23 protein-coding genes are annotated in these 22,790 nt (G+C 73.6%); 10 read left to right on the forward strand and 13 right to left on the reverse strand.

What is annotated here, in order from left to right; genetic code table 11:
• Window positions 1-37 precede the first annotated feature (37 nt).
• From ACZ6ZP_RS09300 to ACZ6ZP_RS09320, 5 genes are all read right to left on the reverse strand, one after another.
• A complete protein-coding gene (locus tag ACZ6ZP_RS09300) occupies window positions 38-1,336 on the reverse strand; it encodes an amidohydrolase family protein (protein ID WP_366461823.1) in 1,299 nt (432 codons plus the stop codon).
• A gap of 173 nt (window positions 1,337-1,509) precedes the next feature.
• Window positions 1,510-2,232: a GntR family transcriptional regulator gene (locus ACZ6ZP_RS09305; protein ID WP_469406191.1), complete on the reverse strand. Its 723-nt coding sequence runs from the start codon at window positions 2,230-2,232 to the stop codon at window positions 1,510-1,512.
• Between the two features lie 62 nt (window positions 2,233-2,294).
• Window positions 2,295-2,648: a VOC family protein gene (locus ACZ6ZP_RS09310; RefSeq protein WP_351159150.1), complete on the reverse strand. Its 354-nt coding sequence runs from the start codon at window positions 2,646-2,648 to the stop codon at window positions 2,295-2,297.
• Window positions 2,649-2,658: 10 nt separating this feature from the next.
• Complete coding sequence (locus ACZ6ZP_RS09315; protein ID WP_469406192.1) at window positions 2,659-3,231, reverse strand: nucleoside/nucleotide kinase family protein; 573 nt, start codon at window positions 3,229-3,231, stop codon at window positions 2,659-2,661.
• A 28-nt stretch (window positions 3,232-3,259) separates the two neighbouring features.
• The gene (locus ACZ6ZP_RS09320) at window positions 3,260-4,360 is read right to left on the reverse strand and encodes an enolase C-terminal domain-like protein (RefSeq protein WP_361461862.1); all 1,101 of its coding nucleotides are present in this window, start codon (window positions 4,358-4,360) and stop codon (window positions 3,260-3,262) included.
• A gap of 316 nt (window positions 4,361-4,676) precedes the next feature.
• On the opposite strand from ACZ6ZP_RS09320, the gene ACZ6ZP_RS09325 reads away from it, so the two are divergent.
• The gene (locus ACZ6ZP_RS09325) at window positions 4,677-6,524 is read left to right on the forward strand and encodes a transketolase (RefSeq protein ID WP_361461859.1); all 1,848 of its coding nucleotides are present in this window, start codon (window positions 4,677-4,679) and stop codon (window positions 6,522-6,524) included.
• Between the two features lie 6 nt (window positions 6,525-6,530).
• Here ACZ6ZP_RS09325 and ACZ6ZP_RS09330 read toward each other — a convergent pair whose 3' ends face one another.
• Window positions 6,531-6,989 (reverse strand): hypothetical protein, encoded by a 459-nt coding sequence (locus tag ACZ6ZP_RS09330; RefSeq protein ID WP_469406195.1) that lies wholly within the window; start codon window positions 6,987-6,989, stop codon window positions 6,531-6,533.
• A gap of 237 nt (window positions 6,990-7,226) precedes the next feature.
• On the opposite strand from ACZ6ZP_RS09330, the gene ligD reads away from it, so the two are divergent.
• Window positions 7,227-8,195 (forward strand): non-homologous end-joining DNA ligase, encoded by a 969-nt coding sequence (ligD, locus tag ACZ6ZP_RS09335; RefSeq protein ID WP_469406197.1) that lies wholly within the window; start codon window positions 7,227-7,229, stop codon window positions 8,193-8,195.
• Window positions 8,196-8,260: 65 nt separating this feature from the next.
• Entirely contained in the window at window positions 8,261-9,085 is an 825-nt protein-coding gene (locus ACZ6ZP_RS09340; protein ID WP_469406199.1) for a GvpL/GvpF family gas vesicle protein, read from the forward strand.
• 64 nt (window positions 9,086-9,149) lie between these two features.
• Here ACZ6ZP_RS09340 and ACZ6ZP_RS09345 read toward each other — a convergent pair whose 3' ends face one another.
• The 3 genes from ACZ6ZP_RS09345 to ACZ6ZP_RS09355 all read right to left on the reverse strand — a co-directional run bounded on the left by ACZ6ZP_RS09345 (window position 9,150) and on the right by ACZ6ZP_RS09355 (window position 11,794).
• Complete coding sequence (locus ACZ6ZP_RS09345; protein WP_190080846.1) at window positions 9,150-9,320, reverse strand: hydrophobic protein; 171 nt, start codon at window positions 9,318-9,320, stop codon at window positions 9,150-9,152.
• A 102-nt stretch (window positions 9,321-9,422) separates the two neighbouring features.
• On the reverse strand, window positions 9,423-10,232 hold the full coding sequence (locus ACZ6ZP_RS09350; protein ID WP_361461847.1) for a class I SAM-dependent methyltransferase: 810 nt from the start codon (window positions 10,230-10,232) through the stop codon (window positions 9,423-9,425).
• Window positions 10,233-10,336: 104 nt separating this feature from the next.
• Complete coding sequence (locus ACZ6ZP_RS09355; RefSeq protein ID WP_383817756.1) at window positions 10,337-11,794, reverse strand: bifunctional phosphatase PAP2/diacylglycerol kinase family protein; 1,458 nt, start codon at window positions 11,792-11,794, stop codon at window positions 10,337-10,339.
• A gap of 72 nt (window positions 11,795-11,866) precedes the next feature.
• On the opposite strand from ACZ6ZP_RS09355, the gene ACZ6ZP_RS09360 reads away from it, so the two are divergent.
• From ACZ6ZP_RS09360 to ACZ6ZP_RS09370, 3 genes are read left to right on the forward strand one after another with little or no spacing between them, the layout of a single operon-like run.
• Window positions 11,867-13,486 carry an ABC-F family ATP-binding cassette domain-containing protein gene (locus ACZ6ZP_RS09360; RefSeq protein WP_351159178.1) on the forward strand — a complete coding sequence of 540 codons (1,620 nt, stop codon included), beginning with the start codon at window positions 11,867-11,869 and terminating at the stop codon, window positions 13,484-13,486.
• A gap of 32 nt (window positions 13,487-13,518) precedes the next feature.
• Window positions 13,519-14,130: a TIGR03086 family metal-binding protein gene (locus ACZ6ZP_RS09365; RefSeq protein WP_351159180.1), complete on the forward strand. Its 612-nt coding sequence runs from the start codon at window positions 13,519-13,521 to the stop codon at window positions 14,128-14,130.
• Between the two features lie 45 nt (window positions 14,131-14,175).
• A complete protein-coding gene (locus tag ACZ6ZP_RS09370; RefSeq protein ID WP_351159183.1) occupies window positions 14,176-15,165 on the forward strand; it encodes an AraC family transcriptional regulator in 990 nt (329 codons plus the stop codon).
• A gap of 396 nt (window positions 15,166-15,561) precedes the next feature.
• Here ACZ6ZP_RS09370 and ACZ6ZP_RS09375 read toward each other — a convergent pair whose 3' ends face one another.
• Complete coding sequence (locus ACZ6ZP_RS09375) at window positions 15,562-15,933, reverse strand: CBS domain-containing protein (protein ID WP_351159186.1); 372 nt, start codon at window positions 15,931-15,933, stop codon at window positions 15,562-15,564.
• Between the two features lie 310 nt (window positions 15,934-16,243).
• Between ACZ6ZP_RS09375 and ACZ6ZP_RS09380 the strand changes: the two genes are divergently transcribed.
• Window positions 16,244-17,041 (forward strand): RNA polymerase sigma factor SigF, encoded by a 798-nt coding sequence (locus ACZ6ZP_RS09380; protein ID WP_351159190.1) that lies wholly within the window; start codon window positions 16,244-16,246, stop codon window positions 17,039-17,041.
• A 14-nt stretch (window positions 17,042-17,055) separates the two neighbouring features.
• Here the strand turns inward: ACZ6ZP_RS09380 and ACZ6ZP_RS09385 are convergent, their stop codons facing one another.
• Entirely contained in the window at window positions 17,056-18,213 is a 1,158-nt protein-coding gene (locus ACZ6ZP_RS09385) for a PAS domain-containing protein (protein ID WP_361461839.1), read from the reverse strand.
• A 77-nt stretch (window positions 18,214-18,290) separates the two neighbouring features.
• Here ACZ6ZP_RS09385 and ACZ6ZP_RS09390 point away from each other — a divergent pair, with 77 nt between their 5' ends.
• From ACZ6ZP_RS09390 to ACZ6ZP_RS09400, 3 genes are all read left to right on the forward strand, one after another.
• Complete coding sequence (locus ACZ6ZP_RS09390; protein WP_351159195.1) at window positions 18,291-19,004, forward strand: ANTAR domain-containing response regulator; 714 nt, start codon at window positions 18,291-18,293, stop codon at window positions 19,002-19,004.
• Between the two features lie 67 nt (window positions 19,005-19,071).
• The gene (locus ACZ6ZP_RS09395; RefSeq protein WP_366461816.1) at window positions 19,072-20,319 is read left to right on the forward strand and encodes an aminotransferase class I/II-fold pyridoxal phosphate-dependent enzyme; all 1,248 of its coding nucleotides are present in this window, start codon (window positions 19,072-19,074) and stop codon (window positions 20,317-20,319) included.
• Window positions 20,316-21,374, forward strand: a complete 1,059-nt coding sequence (locus ACZ6ZP_RS09400; RefSeq protein ID WP_469406203.1) for an MBL fold metallo-hydrolase — start codon at window positions 20,316-20,318, stop codon at window positions 21,372-21,374. Before ACZ6ZP_RS09395 ends, ACZ6ZP_RS09400 begins: the two co-directional genes overlap by 4 nt.
• Here the strand turns inward: ACZ6ZP_RS09400 and ACZ6ZP_RS09405 are convergent.
• Together ACZ6ZP_RS09405 and ACZ6ZP_RS09410 are read right to left on the reverse strand one after the other, a co-directional pair.
• Window positions 21,371-21,988: a DedA family protein gene (locus ACZ6ZP_RS09405; RefSeq protein ID WP_383817764.1), complete on the reverse strand. Its 618-nt coding sequence runs from the start codon at window positions 21,986-21,988 to the stop codon at window positions 21,371-21,373. The genes ACZ6ZP_RS09400 and ACZ6ZP_RS09405 overlap by 4 nt on opposite strands.
• Window positions 21,985-22,773: an MBL fold metallo-hydrolase gene (locus tag ACZ6ZP_RS09410; protein ID WP_351159202.1), complete on the reverse strand. Its 789-nt coding sequence runs from the start codon at window positions 22,771-22,773 to the stop codon at window positions 21,985-21,987. The genes ACZ6ZP_RS09405 and ACZ6ZP_RS09410 overlap by 4 nt, the downstream gene beginning before the upstream one ends.
• Window positions 22,774-22,790: the final 17 nt, after the last annotated feature.

Below are 22,790 nucleotides of genomic sequence, written 5' to 3' on the forward strand. Positions count from 1 at the left end.
TCCGCGGATTTCGGGGATTCCGGGGCTGAGGTGGGGTTCAGAGCGCGATGCCCGAACGGACCACGCGTACGGGCTTCTTGAGGACCGTCACGTCGGACAGCGGGTCGCCGTCCACGATGAGCACGTCACCGGCGAAGCCGCGCGCGAGGCGGCCCGCCGTCCGGTCGAGGCCGAGCAGCTTCGCGGCGCCGGTGGTGGCCGTGCGGATCGCGTCGAGCGCGGAGAGCCCCGCCGCCCGCATCAGCTCCACCTCGCGGCCGATCGGCTTGATCTTGCCGCCGGAGGAGTCCGTGCCCGCCGCGAGCGGCACGCCCATCTCGTGCGCGGCGAGCACGGCCCGCTTCAGGACCGGCAGGTACTGACGGCCACGCTCGGCGAGCACCGGGTCCGACGACTCGGCGAGACCGGCGATCGCGGTGAGCGTCGGCGTGAAGTACGTGCCCCTGCGCCGCATCTCGTGCAGCGTGCGCTCGCCGACGAACGCGCCGTGCTCCAGCGAGCGGATGCCCGCCATGACGGCGTCGTGGCAGCCCTTCTCGCTGTAGCTGTGGCAGAGCACGCCCTTGCCGCCGCGCCGGGCCGCCGCCACCACGGCGGAGAGCTGCTCGCGGTCGTACACCTGGGCCAGCGGGTCCTGCTCGGGAAGCCCCGCCCGCTCGTTGACCCGGGTCTTGATGACGTCGGCGCCACGGGCGAGGTTGACCTCGACGACGCGGCGCAGCGCCTCGGGCGACCGCACGCCGTCACGCAGCCTGGCCAGCGGGGTCAGATCCGGGTCGGCCAGGATCGTGTCGCCCAGGTCGGGCGTGACGAAGACTCCGGCGGCACGCAGCCGGGGCGCCTGCTTCGGGGCCTGGCGGGCCAGCTCCCGTACGGCGATGTCCTGGTAGAAGTTGGTCGAGCCGCTGCGGGCGCTGGTCGCGCCGAGCAGCACCGCGTCGCGCGCCTCGGCCGCCGTGTTGAGGTGGATGTGCGCCTCGACGAGGCCCGGCAGGACCCAGCGCCCGTGCGCGTCGAGCACCTCGGCCCCTTCGGGCACCTCGGTCCGCCCGCGCCTGCCCGCCGAGCGCACGACGCCGTCCACGATGACGACCACCGCGTCCTCGGTCACCTCGCCGGTCGCGGGGTCCAGGAGGGTGCCGCCCTCGATGACCAGATCACCGCCGGTCTGCCGGCCCTCGCGGGCGGCTTCGAGGGCGGCTTCGCGTGCGGTGGCGCTCGCCTCGGGAGCGGAGGCGGACAGCACCGCCGTGGTTCCGGCGAGTGCCGCCGCGCCCGCGAGGACGCCACGCCGGGTGAGCCGGGAGGAGGGCGGAGGGATGGACTCGACGCACATGGGGCTGCTCCAGGGCGGGATACGGAGGGGTCGCGTCCGCAGTTTGTATACCAACCTGGAGTGGCCCGCAAGGAGGGGTGCGGGAATGGGCTGTTATGTGCAGGGTGATGAACAGAGCTGTGGCAGTCATGGAGGCTATTGGTATACAGAGTCCGTCGGCAGGGCTTTCGCCCTCAGACGTCGCTCTCTGCGGCGGCGCTCCCGCCCCCGCTCTCCTCGAAGAGCGACCGCAGCGCCACCACCTGGCTGTCCCGCACGTGCAGCAGCGTGCTCGCCGCCGCGGTCTCCTCGTCGCCCGCCGCGATCTGGCGGTAGATGAGGTCGTGCTGGGCCCGCATGTGGTCCGGCTCGGCGCGCATGCCGAACAGGAGCTGGAGCTGCCAGCTCAGCTGCTCCATCGTGCGGGCCAGCAGCGGATTGCCGGAGAGGGTCACGATGCCCTCGTGGAACGCCGTGTGCGCGGCGACCTCGCGCGGCCCGTCGTCCACGTCGGACGCCTGCTCGGCCTGGCCGAGCGTGGCCCGCAGCGCGGCGAGACCCGGCGGCTCGTCCGGCGCGCTCGCCGCCACCCGGCGCGCGGAGAGCCGCGACGCCTGGACCGCGAGCGGCTCCCACACCTCGTACAGATGGCGTACGTCGGCACGCTCCAGGCGGCGCACCCGCACCCCGCTGTGCGGCAGGAGTTCGAGCAGGCCCTCGGCGACCAGCGCGCGCATCGCCTCGCGCACGGGGACCCGCGACATCCGCAGCTCCTCGGCGACCTCGCGCTCCACCAGGCGCGCGCCCAGCGGATAGCGGCGGTCCACGATGCGCTGGCGGACCGCCTCGCGCGCCTGGGCGCTCAGCGACACCCGCTCCGTGCCGCCCGCCGATCCGTCCGCCGTACTGCCCGCCACGTGCACCGTCCTCCGATCACCCTGCCTGCCGTGGAGGATACGGGGCGCCCCTGCCGGGGCGGTCAGGTCGCGACGCGCCGGTCCACGTACTCGAAGACCGAGCCGTCCGGGTGCATCGCGATGAGGTTGCGGCCCGCCGGGGTCGCGACGGGGCCCGCGACGACATGGGCGCCGGACGCGTTCAGGACGGCGTACGCCTCGTCGACGTTCTCCACCGCGATCGTCGCGGAGACCTTGCGGAGGATCTCCAGCTCCCGCTCGGGACCGCTCATCAGCAGGAAGCAGCCGACCGCGGCGACCGACACGCCCGCACGCTCGAAGCGCTGCGCGGGGCCGCCCGCGAGGCGTTCGTAGAAGGCGACCGAGGACTCCAGGTCCTCGACGCAGATACGCAGCGTGGTTCCCAGGATCTCCATACGGGCGAGCCTAGTTGGCCCGGCCCGGACGTGAGATCGTTTCCGGCGACTTCCGGGGGTTCCACCCCGTGGCGGCCACCACATCGGCCGCGATGTCCCCGATCCGCCGCCCGTCCGTCGCCACGCGATGGGTGCCGTCGGCCGCTTGCTCCTCCAGCCGGCGGGCCATGTACGCGCTGCGGCGCAGCTGCTGTTGGAGCTCCGAGCCCAGCTCGCGGCGCGTGAGACGCTCCTCGACGGTGGCGTCCGACGCCGTGAGCAGGACGCGGACGATGCGCGGGCCGCGCAGCGCGCCGGCGAACAGCCACTCCTCGCTGCCCAGGACGCTCGCCGTGTTCGTGTAGACGACGCGGTGGCAGCCCAGGTCCGTGTAGTTCGCCCAGAGCGCCGCGAGGTTGCGCTCGGTGATCCGGGAGCGGTCGGGATCGCCGTCCGGTGTCGGGTGGACCGCGTCCAGGGTGTCGCCCTCGATGTACGCGTGTCCCACGTCCGCCGCCCGCAGCAGCGCCGCGACCTCCCACCCCACCGAGGACTTGCCGGCCCCGGAACGGCCCCCGATGAGCAGTGCCTCCGTCTTCCGCATGAGGCGAGCGTGGCAGGGCGGCGGGCCCTTATGCGACCCGATATTCCTCGACTTCCTCCGTGCGCCGCAGCTCCAGGCCGTGGCCGACGCCGCCGTCGGGGCGCACGAAGCCGCCCGTCGGGTCGAGGGCGCCGTCGAAGAACATCGACTCGATCCGCACGTGGTCGTGGAACCACTCGATGTGCCGCAGATTCGGTACGCACGCGGCGACCGCCGCATGCGCGTGCGGGGCGCAGCGTGCCGAGACCTCGATGCCGTGCGCCTGCGCCAGGGCCGCCGCGCGCAGCCACTCGGTCAGTCCGCCGCAGCGCGTCGCGTCCAGCTGCAGGCAGTCCACGGAGGGCACCATCCGCGCGAAGTAGGAGAGGTCGTAGCCGTACGCCCCGGCCGTCACGTCGCAGACCAGCGCGTCCCGCACCAGCGCGAGCCCCCGCAGGTCGTCCGACGGCACCGGTTCCTCGAACCAGCCGACGCCGTGCTCGGCGAGCACCCGGCCCACCCGGATCGCCTGCTTGCGGGTGTAGGCGCCGCTCGCGTCGACGTACAACTCGGCCTGCGAGCCGATGACATCACGCGCCGTGCGCACCCGCAGCACGTCCCGGGCCGCCGCGCGCCCCCACGCCTCGCCGACCTTGATCTTGACGCGGGGTATGCCCTGGCCGTGCACCCAGCCGTTCAACTGGGCCGCCAGATGCGTGTCGTGGTACGTCGTGAAGCCCCCGCTGCCGTAGACGGGGACCTCGTCGCGGGCCGCGCCGAGGAGACGGACGAGCGGCATCTCCAGGAGGCGTGCCTTCAGGTCCCACAGGGCGATGTCGATCGCCGAGACGGCGCACGAAGCGGCGCCGGGGCGGCCGGTGTTGCGGACGGCCTTCGTCATCGCCGCGTGCGCCGCGGGGATGTCGAGCGCGTCGAGGCCCGTGACGGCAGGGGCGAGCTGCTCGGCGATCAGGGCGACGGTGGAGGCGGGGGCGTAGGTCCAGCCCGTGCCCGTCGCGTCGCCCGCGGTCACCTCGACGATCACGATGGTCGTGCTCTCCCAGGCGAAGGTGCCGTCCGCCTCCGGGGCGTCCGCGGGCACCAGGTAGGCGGACATGGCGGGGCTTTCGATGGGCACTGCGTCCTTCATCGGGACCGTCCTGGATCACGTGCGGGGGTGGGGGCCGCGGGGAGGCGCGGTATCGGCTCGCGCCCCGGCACCTGCGGCGGCGCCTCGTACGGGTAACCCGAAGCCCGCCGGGCAAACGGCGCACGGGCACGTCCGGGCGCCGGGTCCGGCGGAGTTTGGCGGCGGGCCGCCTGGGCAACCGACAGGTCCCGCGTGCCCGTGCCGCCGGGAGGTCGCGCGCGCCAGGAACCGGCGGCCGACGCGACCCGCGGACCGACGGCCGATGCGACCGGCGGACCGCCGGAACGGAAAGCCCCCCACTCAAGGAGGACCCGCCATGACCACCAGTGAACTCGCCCCGCTCGCACGGCAGTTGCGGGTCGACTCCGTCCGGGCCGCGGACGCCGCGGGATCGGGCCACCCCACCTCGTCGATGTCCGCCGCCGACCTGATGGCGGTGCTCCTGGGACGCCATCTGCACTACGACTTCGACCGGCCAGACCATCCGGGCAACGACCGCTTCATCCTCTCCAAGGGCCACGCCTCGCCCCTTCTGTACGCGGCGTACAAGGCGGCGGGCGTGGTCACCGACAGCGAGCTCCTCACCTTCCGCACCCAGGGCAGCCGCCTCGAAGGGCATCCGACACCGCGCCGCATTCCGTGGGTCGAGACCGCCACCGGCTCGCTCGGGCAGGGCCTTCCCGTCGGCGTCGGCATGGCCCTCTCGGGCAAGCGGCTCGACCGGATTCCCTACCGGGTCTGGGTGCTGTGCGGCGACAGCGAGCTCGCGGAGGGCTCGGTGTGGGAGGCCGTCGAGCACGCCGGGTACGAACACCTGGACAACCTGACGGCCATCATCGACGTCAACCGCCTCGGGCAGCGCGGCCCCACCCGTCACGCGTGGGACCTCGACGCCTACGCCCGCCGCCTGACCGCCTTCGGCTGGCACGTCGTCGAGGTCGACGGCCACGACCTGGACGACGTCGACCTCGCCTTCCAGGAGGCCCGCTCCACCACCCGGCAGCCCACGGCGATCCTCGCCCGCACCGTCAAGGGCAAGGGCGTCGCCTCCGCCGAGGACCGCGAGGGTCTGCACGGCAAGCCGCTGCCGGAGGCGGCAGCGGCCGTCGAGGAGCTGGGCGGCGTACAGGACGTGCGGGTCGAGGTGCGCAAGCCCGCCGCCGCACGGGCGCTGCACGCCACGCGCAGCGGCCATCTGGAGCTGCCGCGCCACGAGGTGGGCGACTCCGTCGCCACCCGCACCGCCTTCGGCCAGGCGCTCGCCGCGCTCGGCACCGCGCGCGGCGACATCGTGGCCCTCGACGGCGAGGTCGGCGACTCCACCCGGGCCGAGTACTTCGCCAAGGAGCACCCCGACCGGTACTTCGAGTGCTACATCGCCGAGCAGCAACTCGTCGCCGCCGCCGTGGGGCTGGCGGCCCGCGGCTGGGTCCCGTACGCGTCGACGTTCGCCGCCTTCTTCACCCGCGCCCACGACTTCATCCGGATGGCGTCGATCAGCGGCGCCGGCATCAACCTGGTCGGCTCCCACGCGGGCGTCTCCATCGGCCAGGACGGCCCGTCCCAGATGGGCCTCGAAGACCTGGCGATGTTCCGCGCCGTGCACGGCTCGACGGTCCTGTATCCGTGCGACGGCAACCAGACGGGCAAGCTCGTCGCGCAGATGGCGGGCCTGGACGGCGTGCGGTACCTGCGTACGTCGCGGGGGGACACGCCCGTCATCTACGGCCCCGGGGAGGAGTTCCCCGTCGGCGGCTCCAAGGTCCTGCGCTCCTCCGACGCCGACCGGCTCACGCTGGTCGCGGCGGGCGTGACCGTCCACGAGGCGCTGACCGCGGCCGACTTCCTGGACCGCGAGGGCATCCAGGCGCGGGTCATCGACCTGTACTCGGTCAAGCCCGTCGACCGGGCCACCCTGCGCGAGGCCGCCGCCCGCACCGGCTGTCTGCTCACCGTCGAGGACCACCGCCCGGAGGGCGGCATCGGCGACGCCGTCTTCGAGGCCTTCGGCGACGGAGGCCCGGTGCCGCGCCTGGTGCGGCTCGCGGTGAACACGATGCCGGGCTCGGCGACCCCCGCCGAGCAGCTGCACGCGGCGGGCATCGACGCCGAGTCCATCGCGGCGGCGGCGCGGCTGCTCGTGGAGCAGGCGGTCGTGCGGTGAGGCCGGTCAGTGCCGCGCGCGCTCCGCGGACCGCGCCCTGAACCAGGCGTTGGCCGTGGGCCGGAACATCAAGGCCGTCGCCGCGAGCACCGCGCTCAGATGCAGGACGCGGCTCGCGCCGAACAGGACGTCCACCGCCCCCAGATCCCGGAAGGCGTCCCCGAGCGGGTGGCCGGCCAGCCACCGGACGGGCTCGACCACCAGGGACAGCGTGCCGAGGACCCCGAGCCCCACGGCGAGTGTCAGGCGGGCCCAGTTCCTGCCCCGGCGCAGCTGGACGGCGACCAGGACGGCCGCCGAGAAGACGGCCATCCGCAGCAGCAGGCCGCCCGCGATCTCCCCGGCGGACGTGTCGCCGTCCGCCATCAGCCCGCCGACCATGAGCACCGTCTCGAAGAAGCCCGCCACGACCGCGGTGATCCAGAGCGCGAACGCGGCCAGGACGGGCGGGGGAGCGGCGGACACGCGGCCGCTCCCGCGCGCGGGGAGGGGCCGTCGGCTCCCCGGCAGGGCAGGGCTCTCCGGGGGCTCCGGGTGCCGGGGACTTCTCTGCGTTCCGTTCGCCATGGCGCGCCTCGCTCACTGGGGTCCATCCTGAACCGTCTCTCTGAATCCTTCCGGTGCGCGCGGACCGCGGCACGCCCGCCGTCCCCCCTCTTCAGGTGTTGTCAACACCCCTACGCGACATGAAAGGAACCCCCTATGACCAGCGCACGAACCCTGCGGGCGGGCCGCCGCACCGTCCAGCTGCACCGGCCCGACAAGGTCCTCTTCCCGCCCGGCGGTGAAGGCGGCGACGGCGGTGACGGCGGCACGGAGGGGAGCGGCAAAGCGGGCTACACGAAAGGCGACCTCGCCGACTACTACCGGTCCGTCGCCCCGTTCATGCTGCCCCACCTGCGCGGCCGCCCCCTGATGCTGGAGCGGCACCCGGACGGCCTCGACGGGCCCCGCTTCATGCAGAAGGACACCCCCGACCACTACCCGGACTGGATCACCCGCGCCGAGGTGGCCAAGGAGGGCGGCACCGTCACGCACACCGTGTGCGACGACACCGCCACGCTCCTCTACCTCGCCGACCAGGCCTGCCTCACGCTGCACCGCTGGACGTCCCGCGTCGGCGGCATCGGCGGCGTGACCCATCCCGACCGGCTCGTCTTCGACCTCGACCCGGCCAAGGACGACTTCGGCCCCGTGCGCGACGCGGCGCGCCTCCTGGGCGAACTGCTCGACCACGTCGGGCTGCCGTCCGCCCTGATGACCACGGGCTCGCGCGGACTGCACGTCATCGTGCCCCTCAACGGCCGCCACGACTTCGACGACGTACGCGCCTTCGCCAAGAACGTCGCCGAGACCCTCGCCCGGGCCCACCCCGAGCAGCTCACCACGGCTGCCCGCAAGAAGGACCGCGGCGACCGCCTCTACCTCGACGTGCAGCGCAACGCGTACGCGCAGACCGCCGTCGCTCCCTTCTCGGTCCGCGCGAGGCCCGGCGCCCCGGTGGCCGTGCCCGTCGCCTGGGACGCCATCGACGATCCCGCGCTGGGCGCCCGCCGGTGGACCATCGCGGACGCCGCCGAGCAGGCCCGCACCGACCCGTGGGCGGGCCTGCTGCGCTCGGGGCGCGCCCTGGGCCCGGCCCGCCGCAAGCTGCGCGCGCTGCGCGGCTGAGGTTTGGCCATGGAGCGCGGGGTCACCCGGACTCCGCGCGATGTGAGAGGTGAGGAGAGGGAGCAGTGAGCACGTACATCTACGGCATCGTCGGGAGCCCGCATCCGAGCCTGCCGGACGGCGTGAGAGACCTCAACGGCGGCGACAACGGCGGCAACGGGAACGGCGGCAACGGGAACGGCGGCAACGGGAACGGCGTCAGCGGCATGGACGGCATCGGTGAACCTCCCCGCCCCGTCCGGATCGTGCGGCGCGGGCGGCTCGCCGCACTGGTCAGCGACGCTCCCGGAGACCTGAAGCCCAAGGAGCGCGACCTGGTCGCGCACCAGAACGTCCTGTCGGAGGCGGGTACACGGGGCGCCGTGCTCCCGATGCGCTTCGGCAGCCTCGCGCCCGACGACGAGGCGGTCCTGGCCGTCCTGGCGGAACGGGCCGACCACTACGCGGAGCGGCTGCGCGCGCTGGAGAGCAGGGTCGAGTACAACGTGAAGGTCTCCCACAACGAACGCGCCGTCCTGCACCAGGTCCTCGCCGAGAATCCCGAACTGCGGGCCATGGTCGAGGTCAACCAGCTTGCCGGGGGCGGCAGTCAGGAACAGAAGCTGCGGCTGGGCGAGAAGGTCGCCGCGACCGTGCGGGCACGGGAGGCGAGCGACGCCGACCATGTGTGGCGCGCGCTGGAACCGACCACCGAAGCGGTCTGCGCGGGGCCCCGGGAGACGGGCTGGCTGGCCGACCTCTCCTTCCTCGTGCACCGCGACGCGGCCGTCGGCTTCCTGTCCGCGGTCGCCGAACTCCGCGCGGACCAGCCGCACTTGGACCTGCGGGTGCGCGGCCCGCTGCCGCCGTACAGCTTCGTGGACCCGGGCCCGGTCGAGCCCGCGGGCTGAGGCCCGCGGGCTCGATGCGGTCAGGGACGTTCAGGGTTCCGAGTACGGCTGCCACCGGTGGCGGCTACCACCTGTACCAGCGGGACCGCGTCCCGGAGGCCGTGGTGCTGCGCATCAGGAAGCCGACCAGCCAGATGACGAGCACGGCGATGGCGATCCACCAGAGGATCTTCACGGCGAACCCCGCGCCGAAGAGAAGCAGGGCAAGCAGAAGGACGAGCAGAATAGGAACCATGATGTCTTACCTCCTGCTGCCCCGAGTATCCCCAACCCGCTGGTCTACGCGGGGAATCAGGAACCTGTGTGCGATGCCACGCGTTGCGGCGGACGCCACGCGTCACTTCCGGCAGAGGACCTCTCCGTGCAGGACGGCGAACCAGCCGTCGTCCCGCGCACCCCACTCCCGCCACGCGTCGGCGACGGCGCGCAGTTCACCGGCGTCGGCGTGCCCGCCCTCGACGGCGCGCCCGGCGTAGGCGGAGGCGACCGTGCGGTCCGCCCAGAGGCCGCTCCACCAGGCGCGCTCCGGTGCCGAGCTGTAGCACCAGGTGCTCGCGCTCGCGGTGACGTCCTCGAAGCCGGCCTCCAGGGCCCAGGACCTGAGGCGGCGCCCCGCGTCCGGCTCACCCCCGTTGGCACGGGCCACACGGCGGTACAGGTCGAGCCAGTCGTCCATGACGGGGGAGTTCGGGTACCAGGTCATCGCCGCGTAGTCCGCGTCGCGGGCGGCCACGATGCCGCCCGGCGCACAGACGCGCCGCATCTCGCTCAGGGCGCGCACCGGGTCGCCGACGTGCTGGAGCACCTGATGGGCGTGGACGACGCAGAACGAGTCGTCCGGGTAGTCCAGGGCGTGCACGTCGGCGACGGCGAACTCCACGTTCTCCAGGCCCCGTTCGGAGGCCGTCGCACGGGCGCGGTCCAGGATGCCGGGCGCGTGGTCGACGCCCGTGACGCGGCCGTCGGGGACGAGCGCGGCCAGGTCGGCGGTGATGGTGCCCGGACCGCAGCCGATGTCCAGGATGCGCATGTGCGGCTTGATCGAACCGATGAGGTAGGCGGCCGAGTTGGCGGCGGTCCGCCAGGTGTGGGAGCGCAGCACGGACTCGTGGTGTCCGTGCGTGTAGACGGCGGTCTCCTCCGGCATGACGGGAACTCCTTCACGTTCGCTGCCGCTCACTGCGGCTCACTGCGGTGGATCGAACGCTACGCCGCCATGTCGCATAATGAGACCCGCGTATCACCATGTGGTCAATGGGTGGATGGCAGGGGCCGGTATACGGTCAACGCCTCGGGCAGCTTGTCGACGAGCAACTCGCCCTCGGTGACGGTCACTTCACCGTCGTACGCCACCACGGTCCCCGGCTCCAGAGCGTCCACCCGCAGCCGGGGAATCCGCACCGCGGCCTGCGCGGGCGAGCGCATCAGCGGCCCCGCGAGCGCCGCGGCGAGCAGCCGCGTGCCGGGCCTGCGCCCGCCGTGCACGATGCGTACGTCGAGCAGTCCGTCGGCCAGGTCGAGCCGGCGCCCGGGGGTGAACCCGAGCCGGTGGTAGGTGCAGTTGCCCGCGAAGAGCAGCCACAACGCCCGCTGCCTGCCGCGGAACTCGGCGCTCAGCGGCTGCCGGTCGGAGCGCAGCAGCCGGACGGCGGCGAGGACGGCCGCGGCCCGGCTGCCGATGCGATGGGCCCAGCGGTCGCGCAGCCGCACCAGCTCGGGGTAGACGCCGAGGCTGAAGGTGTTGAGGAAGTACCCCTGGAGGCCGCCCCCGGAGCTGAAGCGCCCCACGTCGACGGCGACCGCGTCGCCCGCCTCGACGGCACGGCACAGATCACGCGGATCCTCGACGCCGATGTCGTACGCGAAGTGGTTGAGCGTGCCGCCCGGCAGTACCGCGAGCGGCAGCCGGTGGCGCAGGGCGACGGGCACCGCGGCGTTGACGCTGCCGTCCCCGCCGCACACCCCGAGCACCCGCGCCCGCCCGGCGGCCCGCTCCAACTCCCCGCCCAGCCGCTTCGGTTCGCACTCCACGACCTCGGCGAGCGGCAGGGCATCGCGTAACGCCTGAGCACGCTCAGGGGCGCGGGCGGCGGAGTTGACCACGAGCACCAGGCCCTCGCCGCCGGCCAGCGCGGGGGCGTCGACGCGCGGCCTGCCCGGCGGGGGCAGCAGATCCCGGGTCGGCACCATGCCGCGCACCGCGAAGGCCGCGCCCGCGCCGAGCGCGGCCCCCGCGAGGACGTCGCTGGGAAAGTGCACTCCGGTGTAGACGCGGGACAGCGCGACGGCGCCCGCGACCGGCGCGACACCGGCGCCCCAGCCTCGCGACTCCAGCGCGACCCCGGTGGCGAAGGCGGCGGCCGACGCGGAGTGCCCCGAGGGGAAGGAGGTGGTGACCGGCTGCCGCTTCAGCTGCCGCATCAGCGGCACGCCGTCGAGCAGCGGCCTGGCCCGGCGCACCGAGCGCTTGCCGAGGGTGTTGATGGCGGCGGAGGCCAGCGAGAGCGACGCGGTCCCGCGCAGCGCGGCACGCCGTGCGCGGGGCGTACGGGTAGCCGCTATCCCGGCGGCCATCCCGAACCACAGCAGCCCGTGGTTCGCGCTGCGGCTCAGCCGGGGCAGGAAGCGGTCGCCGCCCGGCCAGTGCCGGGTGGCGACGGCGTCGAAGGTGCGGTGGTCCAGGGCGATGAGACGGGTTCGCAGAGGCATGGGGCGCGGGTACCCCGGCCGGGAGACGAAACGCATTTGCGACAACCGGTGCCCCCCACAGACAATCCCCGCATGGGACATCTAGAGGCCGCGCACATCGAGTACTACCTGCCGGACGGCCGAGCCCTGCTCGGCGATGTCTCCTTCCGCGTCGGAGAGGGCGCCATCGTCGCCCTCGTCGGGGCGAACGGCGCGGGCAAGACCACCCTGCTCCGGCTGATCTCGGGCGAGATCCAGCCGCACGGCGGCACCGTCACCGTCAGCGGAGGCCTCGGCGTCATGCCGCAGTTCGTGGGATCGGTGCGCGACGAGACGACCGTGCGCGACCTGCTCGTCTCCGTGTCCAACCCCCGCATCCGCGAGACCGCGAAGGCCGTGGACGTCGCCGAGCACCTGATCATGACCGTCGACGACGAGGCGGCCCAGCTCCAGTACGCCCAGGCGCTCTCCGACTGGGCCGAGGCGCACGGCTACGAGGCCGAGACCCTCTGGGACATGTGCACCACCGCCGCCCTCGGCATCCCGTACGACAAGGCGCAGTTCCGCGAGGTCCGCACCCTCTCCGGCGGCGAGCAGAAGCGCCTGGTGCTCGAGGCCCTGCTGCGCGGCGGCGACGAGGTGCTGCTCCTGGACGAGCCGGACAACTACCTCGACGTCCCCGGAAAGCGCTGGCTTGAGGAGCGGCTCAAGGAGACGCGTAAGACCGTCCTGTTCGTGTCGCACGACCGCGAGCTCCTCGCCCGCGCCGCCGAGAAGATCGTCAGCGTCGAGCCGGGGCCCGCGGGCGCCGACGCCTGGGTGCACGGCGGCGGCTTCGACACCTTCCACGAGGCACGGCGCGAGCGGTTCGCGCGCTTCGAGGAGCTGCGCAGGCGCTGGGACGAGAAGCACGCCCAGCTGAAGAAGCTGGTGCTCAGCCTGCGGCAGGCCGCATCGATCAGCCATGAGCTGGCCTCGCGGTACGCAGCCGCGCAGACCCGCCTGCGCAAGTTCGAGGAGGCGGGACCGCCGCCCGAGCCGCCGCGCGAGCAGGACATCACCATGCGGCTGCACGGCGGGCGCACCGGCATCCGGGCCATCACCTGCAAGGGCCTTGAGCTGACCGGCCTGATGAAGCCCTTCGACATCGAGGTCTTCTACGGCGAGCGCGTGGCCGTCCTCGGCTCGAACGGCTCCGGCAAGTCGCACTTCCTGCGCCTGCTCGCCGGCGGCGACGTCAAGCACACCGGCGACTGGAAGCTCGGTGCGCGCGTCGTGGCGGGCCACTTCGCGCAGACCCACGCCCACCCGGAGCTCTTCGGCCGCACGCTCCTGGACATCCTGTGGCGCGAGCACGCCCAGGCCAAGGGCCCCGCCATGTCGCGCCTTCGCCGCTACGAGCTCACCGGACAGGCCGAACAGCGCTTCGAGCGGCTCTCGGGCGGCCAGCAGGCGCGCTTCCAGATCCTGCTCCTTGAGCTGGAGGGCTCCACCGCCCTGCTGCTCGACGAGCCCACCGACAACCTCGACCTGGAGTCGGCCGAGGCGCTCCAGGAGGGGCTTGAGGCGTACGAGGGGACGGTCCTCGCCGTGACGCACGACCGCTGGTTCGCCCGCTCCTTCGACCGCTATCTCGTCTTCGGCAGCGACGGTCTCGTGCGCGAGACGCCCGAGCCGGTGTGGGACGAGCGCCGGGTGGAGCGGAAGCGGTAGCGCCGCCTGCCGCCAGGAGGACAATGACGGGTATGGCAGACACGACTGGCACCGCGGACGCGTCCGACCGGGCGGGCGACCTGCTCCTCGCCCGGCACTCGGCCGCCCTGGAACTGTTCACCGACCGCGTGCACGCGGTCGGGGCCGACCAGTGGGACGAGCCCACACCGTGCACCGACTGGTCCGTGCACGACCTCGTCAACCACCTCACCGCCGAGCAGCTCTGGGTGCCCTCGCTCCTGCGGGACGGCGCCACCGTCGAATCCGTCGGCGACGCCTTCGACGGCGACATGCTGGGCCCCGACCCGGTCACCTCCTGGGACACGGCGGCCGCCGCCGCCCAGGAGGCCTTCGGTGAGCCCGGCGCGCTCTACCGCACGGTCCAGCTCTCCTTCGGCGAGACCGCCGCGGACTTCTACTGCGGGCAGATGATCACCGACCTCGTCGTGCACGCCTGGGACCTGTCCCGGGCGATCGGTGCGGACGAATCGCTTCCGGAGGATCTGGTCGCCTTTTCCGTACGGGAAATCACGCCGTACGCTGCGGACTTGACGAAGAGCGGGCTCTTCGCCCCCGCGGTGGAACCGCCGCAGGACGCCGACGAGCAGACGAGGCTGCTGAGTCTGCTGGGGCGTCGGGTGTAGCCGCGGGGGAGCGCGACGGATGTCGGGGGAGCGGGTGAGTCACGCGTGAGTGCGCAGACGCTGAGGACGTCCTTCAGGACAGCGGACGTGGACGAGGCACGGCAGATGATCGGTGCCACGTTCTACAGCAACTTCATGGACGTGATCGACGTACCGAGCGCCTTCAGGGCCGAGTTCGAGATCGGACGGCTCGGCGCGCTCACCCTCGGCGAACTCAGCTGCGGCGCCGACGTGCGCATGCGGCTCGGCGAACTGGGCGCCTACCACGTGAACATACTGCTCGGCGGGCACATGAGCTTCCGGCAGGGCGGCCGCTCCGCCGTCGCGACGGCGGAGCGGGCCGGAGTGTTCCAGCCCGTCGGCGACACGGTGGTGGAGCGGTGGACCGGCGACTGCCGCGTCCTCGCGGTGAAGATGGACCGCGAGGCGCTCGACCGGCGCCTGGAGGAGCTTCTTGGCCGGCCCGTCCGCGCACCGCTGGCCCTCGCCCGCGAACTGGACACCGCCCGTGGTCCGGGCCGCAGTTGGGCCCGGCTGGTCACGACGGTCATCGAGGATCTGCGCGAGGAGCCGGGGGCGCCACCGGGCCGGCCGCCGCTGTACACGTCGCCGCTGGTCGCTGCGCCCCTCCAGGAGGCGATCCTGAACGGGCTGCTGCTCTCCGTGGAGCATCCCTTCCGTGACGAACTGGCGGCTCCGGTAGCGAAGTTGCGCCCGGCGCCGGTGAAGCGGGCGATGGACGCCGTCCAGGAGCGGCCCGAGCATCCGTTCACCCCGGCCGGGCTCGCCGTCGAGGCGCGGGTCGGGGTGCGCTGGCTCCAGGAGGCCTTCCGCCGCTACGTGGGCATGTCGCCCATGGCGTACGTACGGGACGTACGGCTGACCCGCGTGCACGACGAGCTGCGGGCGGCGCAGCCCGGCGCGCTGAGCGTGAGCGAGGTGGCGCACCGATGGGGATTCAGCCACCTGGGAAGGTTCGCCGAGCAGTACCACGCCCGGTTCGGGGAGCTGCCGTCCCAGACGCTGCGGGGCTGAACTCGCGCGCACAATCCGGACCGCGTGTCATCCGGTCCGCGCGCCGTGCGGACCGTGCGTTATGCGGACAGTGGCCGCGCTCAGCGGATCGTGATCGTGAGGGTCGCTGATTTATCGTTTCACCTGTCACCGGCTGGGCCGGTCGCTGTCCACGGGTCCTTAACCCGCCCCAGGGGCACGACCGTGACGGACCACCGGGGATGTTCCGGCCCGGCCCCAGGCCGGGCCGGGCCCGCGCCGCGGGTCCGGTCGCTCCCCCCCGCACCACCCGTGCAACCGGACCCGCTCCCTCCAGACCGGGCCAGGACCCCGCCCGGCCGAGGAACGGGTCAGTGGACCGCACTGTGGCGGGTGCACGCCGTGGCGGGAACGGCCGGGGAGTGTCCCGCCCCGGCTTCAGGCCGACGCGGCGAGATCCCTGAGGGTCACCATGCCCACCGGCTCTCCGTTCTCGACGACGGGCAGCCTGCGCACGGCGTTCTCGAGCATCAGGCTGACCGCCGACGACACCGCGTCGTCCGGAGCGACCATCACCGGGTTCGTGGTGCACACGGCCTGTGCGCTGACGGTCAGCGGATCGGCGCCGTCGGCGACGGCCCGCAGCGTGATGTCCCGGTCGGTGAGCACGCCGACCAGACGGCCCGCCGAGGCCACCAGGACATGGCCGATGTCCTGTGCGCGCATCAGCTGCGCCGCTTCCACCAGTGAGGCATCGGGACCTACCGCCATGACGCCCGGTGTCATGACGTCCCTTACGACAACAGTCATGGTTGGGGCCCTTCCTGCGGGGGTGAGTGGTCCCGCCGCAGTACCCCTGTGACGCCGGTCCATGCGGGTTTGCCCGGAAGCGGTGGGGAGACCCGGGAACAAGGCGACGCCCCGGCCCGCGGGTGCCGGCCCCGGGGCAGGCGTGTGTTTGTCCCCGAGACCTCGGGGCAGGCGAAGTGAACAGTGCTTCGGACCGGAGGCACGTCCGTGGGAGCGATCTCGTTCGCCCCGGGTGTGCCCCGTCCGCGACTGCGCGCATCCCACGGTGACTCTTCAACCCAAGGCACCGACAAGGGAGTTGCGACGCATCATGCGATCCGACGCGCGACAGACGAAGCGCCACCCGCACGACGACGCCCCTGACACCGCGGCCGCCTTCCGCAGGCTCACCGAGATGCCGCACGGTCCCGAACGCGACGCACTGCGCCAGGAGTTGGTCAAGGCCTGGCTGCCGATGGCCGAACGGCTCGCCGGCCGGTTCCGCAACCGCGGCGAAGCCCTGGACGACCTGCGTCAGGTCGCGGCCCTCGGCCTGGTCAAGGCCGTCGACCGGTACGACCCCGAGCGCGGCAGCGCCTTCGAGAGCTACGCCGTGCCGACCGTCACCGGTGAGATCAAGCGCCACTTCCGTGACCACATGTGGACCCTCCATGTGCCGCGCCGCGTACAGGACCTGCGCAACCGGGTGCGCTTCGCCCGCCAGGACCTGACCCAGACCATCCCCGGGCGCGCGCCGACCCTCGCCGAGATCGCCGAGAAGGCGCAGCTGTCCCTGGAGGACGCGGCCGCCGGACTGGAGGCGCTCGACAGCTTCACCGCGCTCTCCCTGGACGCCGAACTGCCGGGCAGCGAGGACGGATACGCGCTGCGCGACGCGCTCGGCGCGCCCGACCCCGCGCTCGATGTCGTCATCGACCGCGAGGCCGTCAAACCGCGCATCGCCGCGCTGCCCGAGCGGGAGCGCGACATCCTCTACATGCGGTTCTTCGGCGACATGACGCAGAGCCGCATCGCGGAGCAGCTCGGCATCTCCCAGATGCACGTCTCGCGCCTGATCAGCCGCTGCTGCGACCGCCTGCGCGACCAGGTCATGCAGGACGCGGCCTGAGCCTTCCCGGCGGCCTAGGCCCTCTCGGCGGCCGTGCGGTTCGTGCGGCGGGTCATGGCCAGGGCGATGTGGCGTGACATCACGTCCACCGTCTGCGCCTCGGCCATCGAGAAGGCGAGCCGTGCCCCGCTCCTGAACAGCGTGAGGACACCCTCCACCGGGCCGTCCGAGCGTCCCCTCAGCGGCACGCACAGCAGGGACGTCACCTGCGCGCGTACGAGGACGGGGGCGCCGGACGCGTCCCGGCCGAAGGAGTCCGGGTCCTCCGGACGGACCTGCAGCATCGGCGCCCCGCCGCGCGCCGCCTCGGCGACGAGGGGGCACGCGGCGGGTGCCTGTGCGAGGACGTCCTCGACCGGTGCGTCCTTGGGTCCCAGGACGGTCGTGCGCCGCTGGCACGCGGCCCCTTCGTCGGCGATCACCCAGTCCGCGAACCGCGGGTGCAGGACGCCGGCCGCCCGTGCGAGTACGGCCGCGCGGTCCCCGGCGGGAGCGGAGAGCAGGGCGGTGGTCATGGCGTCGGCGAGGTCCATCCGGGCCGTGTGCCGCGTCGCCTCGCCGAGGTCGGGGGCGGGCGCGTGGAAGCTCTCCCGCGGCGCCGCGCGCGAGCCGGTGGGCCGCGCGCCCGGCTGGAGCACCACAAGGACCGCCGTGCGCGGCTCGGCGCCCGGCCGCAGCGCGGTGAGCGTCGCACGGACCGGGAGGTGCGGATCGCGCTGGAGGTGGACGGTGAGGCTGCGGTCGCCCTCGCCGCGAGCGACCGCCGCGGTCTGCGAGCGGAACGCCACCCGGTCCGCGTGCAGCAGCAATCCGGTCAGCGGTCTGCCGGTCGCGTAGCCCGCGCGTACGCCCGTGAAGCCGGTCGCCGCGAAGTTCATCCGCCGGACCACCGATTCACGGTCGACCAGGGCGACGGGCAGGGGCAGGCGCTGGAAGATGGCCCGCAGGAGCCGCTGCTCGTCCCGGTCGGGTGCGCCGCCGCCCAACTGGCCGTCGGCGGCCAGGCGTTCGTACAGCGGCCTCAACTGGTGCGCCACATGGTCGAGTTCGAAGATCGCCGCGTCCAGAACCGTACCGAGGTCGTCCGTCGGCACGGAGCGCGCCGACTTCAACTCGGCGACTCGGCGCACGAAATCCGCGACATCTTCACCGAACTCCTCCGCCTGGCCCATGGGTCGAACGTATCCGTTGCTGCCGTTTTCCGGAGGAACTCACGGGAAGGCGGAGGGAGTAGGAGGAGGAAACCACCATGCCCCTCATTCCCGAACCGGACCTGGCAGGACCGGAATCCGCTCTGCCGGGACGCAGGCTCTCGGAACTGGCCGAGCACGCGGTGCGCTGCACCACCGCCTGCTGTGGCGCCGGCACCACCGTGTCGGAGGGCGGCAGCGAACACCCCGCGTCGGTGACCCACCCCGACCTGGCCGGTCTCGTCGCCGTCCAGCTGCGCTCGGGCGACGGGCCCATCCCGGACGCGCAGGAGCGGGGCGCGCCCGTGGAGACCGAGGACCTGCTGCGGGACGAGCGGTGGCCCCAGTACCGCGCCTTGGCGCTCGACTCCGGCGTGCGCTCCAGCATCACGCTCCCCTTCCAGCGCTCGGGGCTCACGGTCACCCTGACCCTGTTCAGCTTCCGCCCCGGCGCCCTGGACGACGTCCGGCACGGCCCCGCCCAGGCCCTCGGCGACCTCGCCACCACGGGCCTGGTGCGTGACCGCCGCTACCGCGCGGCCCTCGCCGAACTCGACCACCTCGGCACGGCCCTGCGCACCCGCCCCGTGGTCGACCAGGCCTGCGGCATCATCATGCACGTCCTGACCTGCGACGCGGACAAGGCCTTCACGATGCTGCGCCGCATCTCCCAGACCACCAACCGCAAGCTGGCCGATGTCGCGGCGGCCGTGGTGGAGACCCGGGGCAAGGGCCTGGAGCGGGAGCTGGCGGGGCTGGCCGCCGAAGACTGAAGGCGAAAGACCACTCGGCCGGAGGCCCCCGCGCGCGCCGAGCGCCCCGTCACGCTTCGATTGGTCCATGCGGACGGAACCCGAAGGCCGTGGCCCTGTCCGGTACGGACCTCCCCTGCCGGAGCCGGGCCTCCCGGTCCTGCCCGAACTGTCCGCCGTGCTCGCCGCCGCGGCGGGCCGCGCCCACGCCGAACCGCCCGGCGGCAGCCCCGCCCTCCTGGACGCCGCGAGCGGCTACTGGGGCCGCCGCGGCCTGCCGGTGGAGCGCGGCCAGGTCGTCGCCGCACCCGGAGCCGCGCCCCTGCTGCTCGCCCTGACCGCCGCGCTCGGCGGCGGCGACGTGCTGCTCCCGCGGCCCTGCCCCGCCTGGTGGGCGCCGCAGGTGCGGCTGCTCGGCCGGTCGGTCTACCACGTGCCGACGCCCGCCGAATGCGGTGGCGTCCCCGATCCGTACGCCCTCCTGGAGACCGTCCGCCGCATCCGTGCCGAGGGCGGCACCCCGCGCCTCCTCGTGCTCTCCGTCGCCGACGACCCGACCGCCACCGTGCCGCCGCCGGAGGTGCTGCACGAAGCCGTGGAGGCGGCAGCGGACGAGGGGCTGCACATCGTCAGCGACGAGACCTGGCGCGACACCCTGCACCGGCCGCACGACACCCTGCTCATCGGCCCCGCCGAGATGGCCCCCGAACGGGTGACCGTGCTGACCGATCTCTCCGGGGCGTTCCTGCCGCCGGGCTGGCCCGCCGCGGTCGCCCGCTTCCCGGCCGGTGCGCGCGGTGCCGCGCTGCGGGCCCGCACCCTGGACGTCCTCACCGCGCTGGGCGCGAGCGTCGCGGCGCCGGTCGGCGCGGTGGCGGCGTACGCCCTGGGAGAGCCGGACGAGGTGACCGACCGCCTCGCCCGCGCGACGCGCCTGCACGCGCGCGTGGCCGCCGCCGCACATCGCTCGGTGCTCGCGGCGGGCGCGCTCGCCCGCCCTCCACGGGCGGGCCGCCACTTCTACGTCGACCTCGGCCCCTTCCGCCCCGCCCTCGTGGCACGCGGCGTCGGCGACTCCCAGGACCTGGAGGACTTCCTCGGCGAGCGCCTGGGGATGCCCGCGCCCGGCGGTCACCGTTTCGGCGACGAGCTGGGGGCTTTGCGCGTACGTCTGTCCACGGGCCCGCTGCTCGGCTCAACCCGACAGGAGCGCCTGACGTCTCTCACCGCACCGGACGCGCTCGAATTGCCGCACGTGGAAAGGGCGTTGAGCATGCTCGGATCGGCCTTCGACGATCTGTGCGCAGCAGCACGGCGAATGGAGCCTCCTCGGTGACGCAACAGACGCAGACGCAACAGCCGCAGCCGCAGCCGCGGCAGGACGACCGCTCGGGCCGGGCGGACCGCCCGGCAGGCCCCGCGACCACGGGCCCCGCCGCCCCCCGGCGGTGGCCGAAGTCGTTCGCCGACCGGCTCACCGCGCCGTTGCCGGGGCTGCGGGCCTTCGCGCGGTTCGCCCGTGAAGGCGCCCTGCGGCCCACCCCCGAAGGGCTCGCGGACATTCAGCGGCTGCCCTTCGAGCCGGGGCCGCTGCCGTGCGTCGGGTCGGACACCGTCGCCGTCACCTGGGTCGGGCACGCCAGCTGGGTCGTGCGGATCGGCGGGCTCACCGTCCTCACCGATCCCGTCTGGTCCCGCAAGATCCTCGGCACCCCGGCCCGCGTCACGCCCCCTGGCGTGGCCTGGAGCGCGCTGCCGCGCGTCGACGCGGTCGTCATCAGCCACAACCACTACGACCACCTGGACGCCCCGACCCTCGCCAGACTCCCCAGGGAGACCCCGGTGTTCGTGCCCGCCGGGCTCGGGCGGTGGTTCACGCGGCGCCGGTTCGGGCGGGTCACCGAGCTCGACTGGTGGGAGGCCGCCGAACTCGCGGGTCTGCGGCTCGACTTCGTGCCCGCCCACCACTGGTCCAAGCGGAGCCTCCTCGACACCTGCCGGACGCTGTGGGGCGGCTGGATCCTCACCGACGGCGACGGACGGCGCGTCTACTTCGCGGGCGACACCGGATACGGCCACTGGTTCGAGCGGATCGGCGCCCGCTACCCGGGCATCGACCTCGCGCTCCTGCCGATCGGCGCCTACCACCCGCGGTGGTGGCTCAGCGACGTCCACTGCGATCCGGAGGAGGCGGTGCGGGCCGCGGCCGACGTCGGCGCGCGGCGCCTCGCACCGATGCACTGGGGCACGTTCCTGCTCTCCGGCGAACCGGTCCTGGAACCGCTGACCCGGGTGCGCGAGGCATGGCAGGAGGCGGGACTGCCCCGCGCGGACCTGTGGGACCTGCCCGTCGGCGCCTCCCGCGTGCTCGAGCAGGGCGACGGGGTCTAGGACGCCGTACGCCGGACCTTGCGCCACACCGTCGGCGCCGTGCTGATCAGCACCGTCAGACCGACCGCCACCACCACGCCCTCCCACGGCTCCTTGAAGAGGGAGCCGCCGAGAATGCCGATCAACTGGTACGTCACGGCCCAGGCGAGGCACGCGGGCACGTCACCGCGGGCGAACTCGCGCAGCGGCATCTTCGCCATCAGACAGGCCAGCATCACCGGAATCCGCCCGGCGGGCACGAGCCGGGACAGGACCAGGACCAGGACGCCGTGGTCCGCGAGCTTGTCCTGCGCCTGCGCGAGCCGGTCCTCGGGCGCCCGGTCGCGGATCGCCGCCAGCCACCGCGAGCCGTTCTTCGAGTGCATCCCGCGCCGGCCGAGCCAGTACAGCGCCATGTCCCCGAGGAACGCGGCGAACGCCGAGACGCCGAACACCAGGAGCAGCGCGAAGGGCGCCTCCTGGTGCACGGCCACCACGGCCGCCGAGCTGACCAGGGCGCCCGTGGGCACCACCGGCACGAGCGCACCGAGCACGATGAGCAGGAACAGCGACGGATAGCCGAGCGCCTGCTGCGTCGACTCCGGCGGCACCTGGGCCGCCGCGGAGAGGATCACTGAGGGTCCCCCTTGGTGACCTCGGGCCGTACGCTCTCGCCGTGCCCGAGCCGGTGCACCGCCACCTGGGGCGCGAGCCGCGCCGCCTGGCGCACGAACTCCTCTCCCGGAGTGTGGAATTCATGCGGCCGCACGGCGTCCATCCCGATCGGCCAGTACGTCCCGTAGTGCACCGGCACCGCGCTGCGCGGCGCGATCCGCGCCAGGGCGACCGCGGCGCGCGCCGCGTCGAGATGACCATGGCCGAGATACGGCCCCCAGCCGCCGACCGGAAGCAGCGCCACGTCGACCTCTCCGACCTCCTCGGCCATCGCGTCGAAGAGCCCGGTGTCCCCGGCGAAGTACGTCCGCGCCTCGCCCCGCACCACGAAGCCGAGCGCGGGCGAGCCGTGCGGCCCGACGGGCAGCCGCCGCCCGTCGTGCGCCGCCGTCACCACGCGCACGACGAGATCGCCGATCCGCACCTCGTCGCCGGGCACGACCTCGGTGAGGCGCAGATGGGAGAGCCTGCGCGCGAGCCCCGGCACCTGCCGGCCGGCGCCGCGCGGGAGCAGCACGCGGGTGCCGGGGGCGATCCGCGCCAGGGAGGGCAGATGCAGATGGTCGGCGTGCAGATGGGAGAGGAGCACGGCGTCGGCGACGGCCGCGTCGGGGGGCGGGAGCGCGCCCCTGCGCCGGCGCAGATGGGCGAGGCGGCGGGCGAACAGCGGGTCGGTGAGCACCCGAAGCCCCGAATCCTCGACCGTGCAGGTGGCATGACCCCACCAGGTGATCTCCACCGGCACTCCGGTTCCTCCTTCGC

It is taken from the genome of Streptomyces sp. NPDC054047 (genome assembly GCF_055585065.1).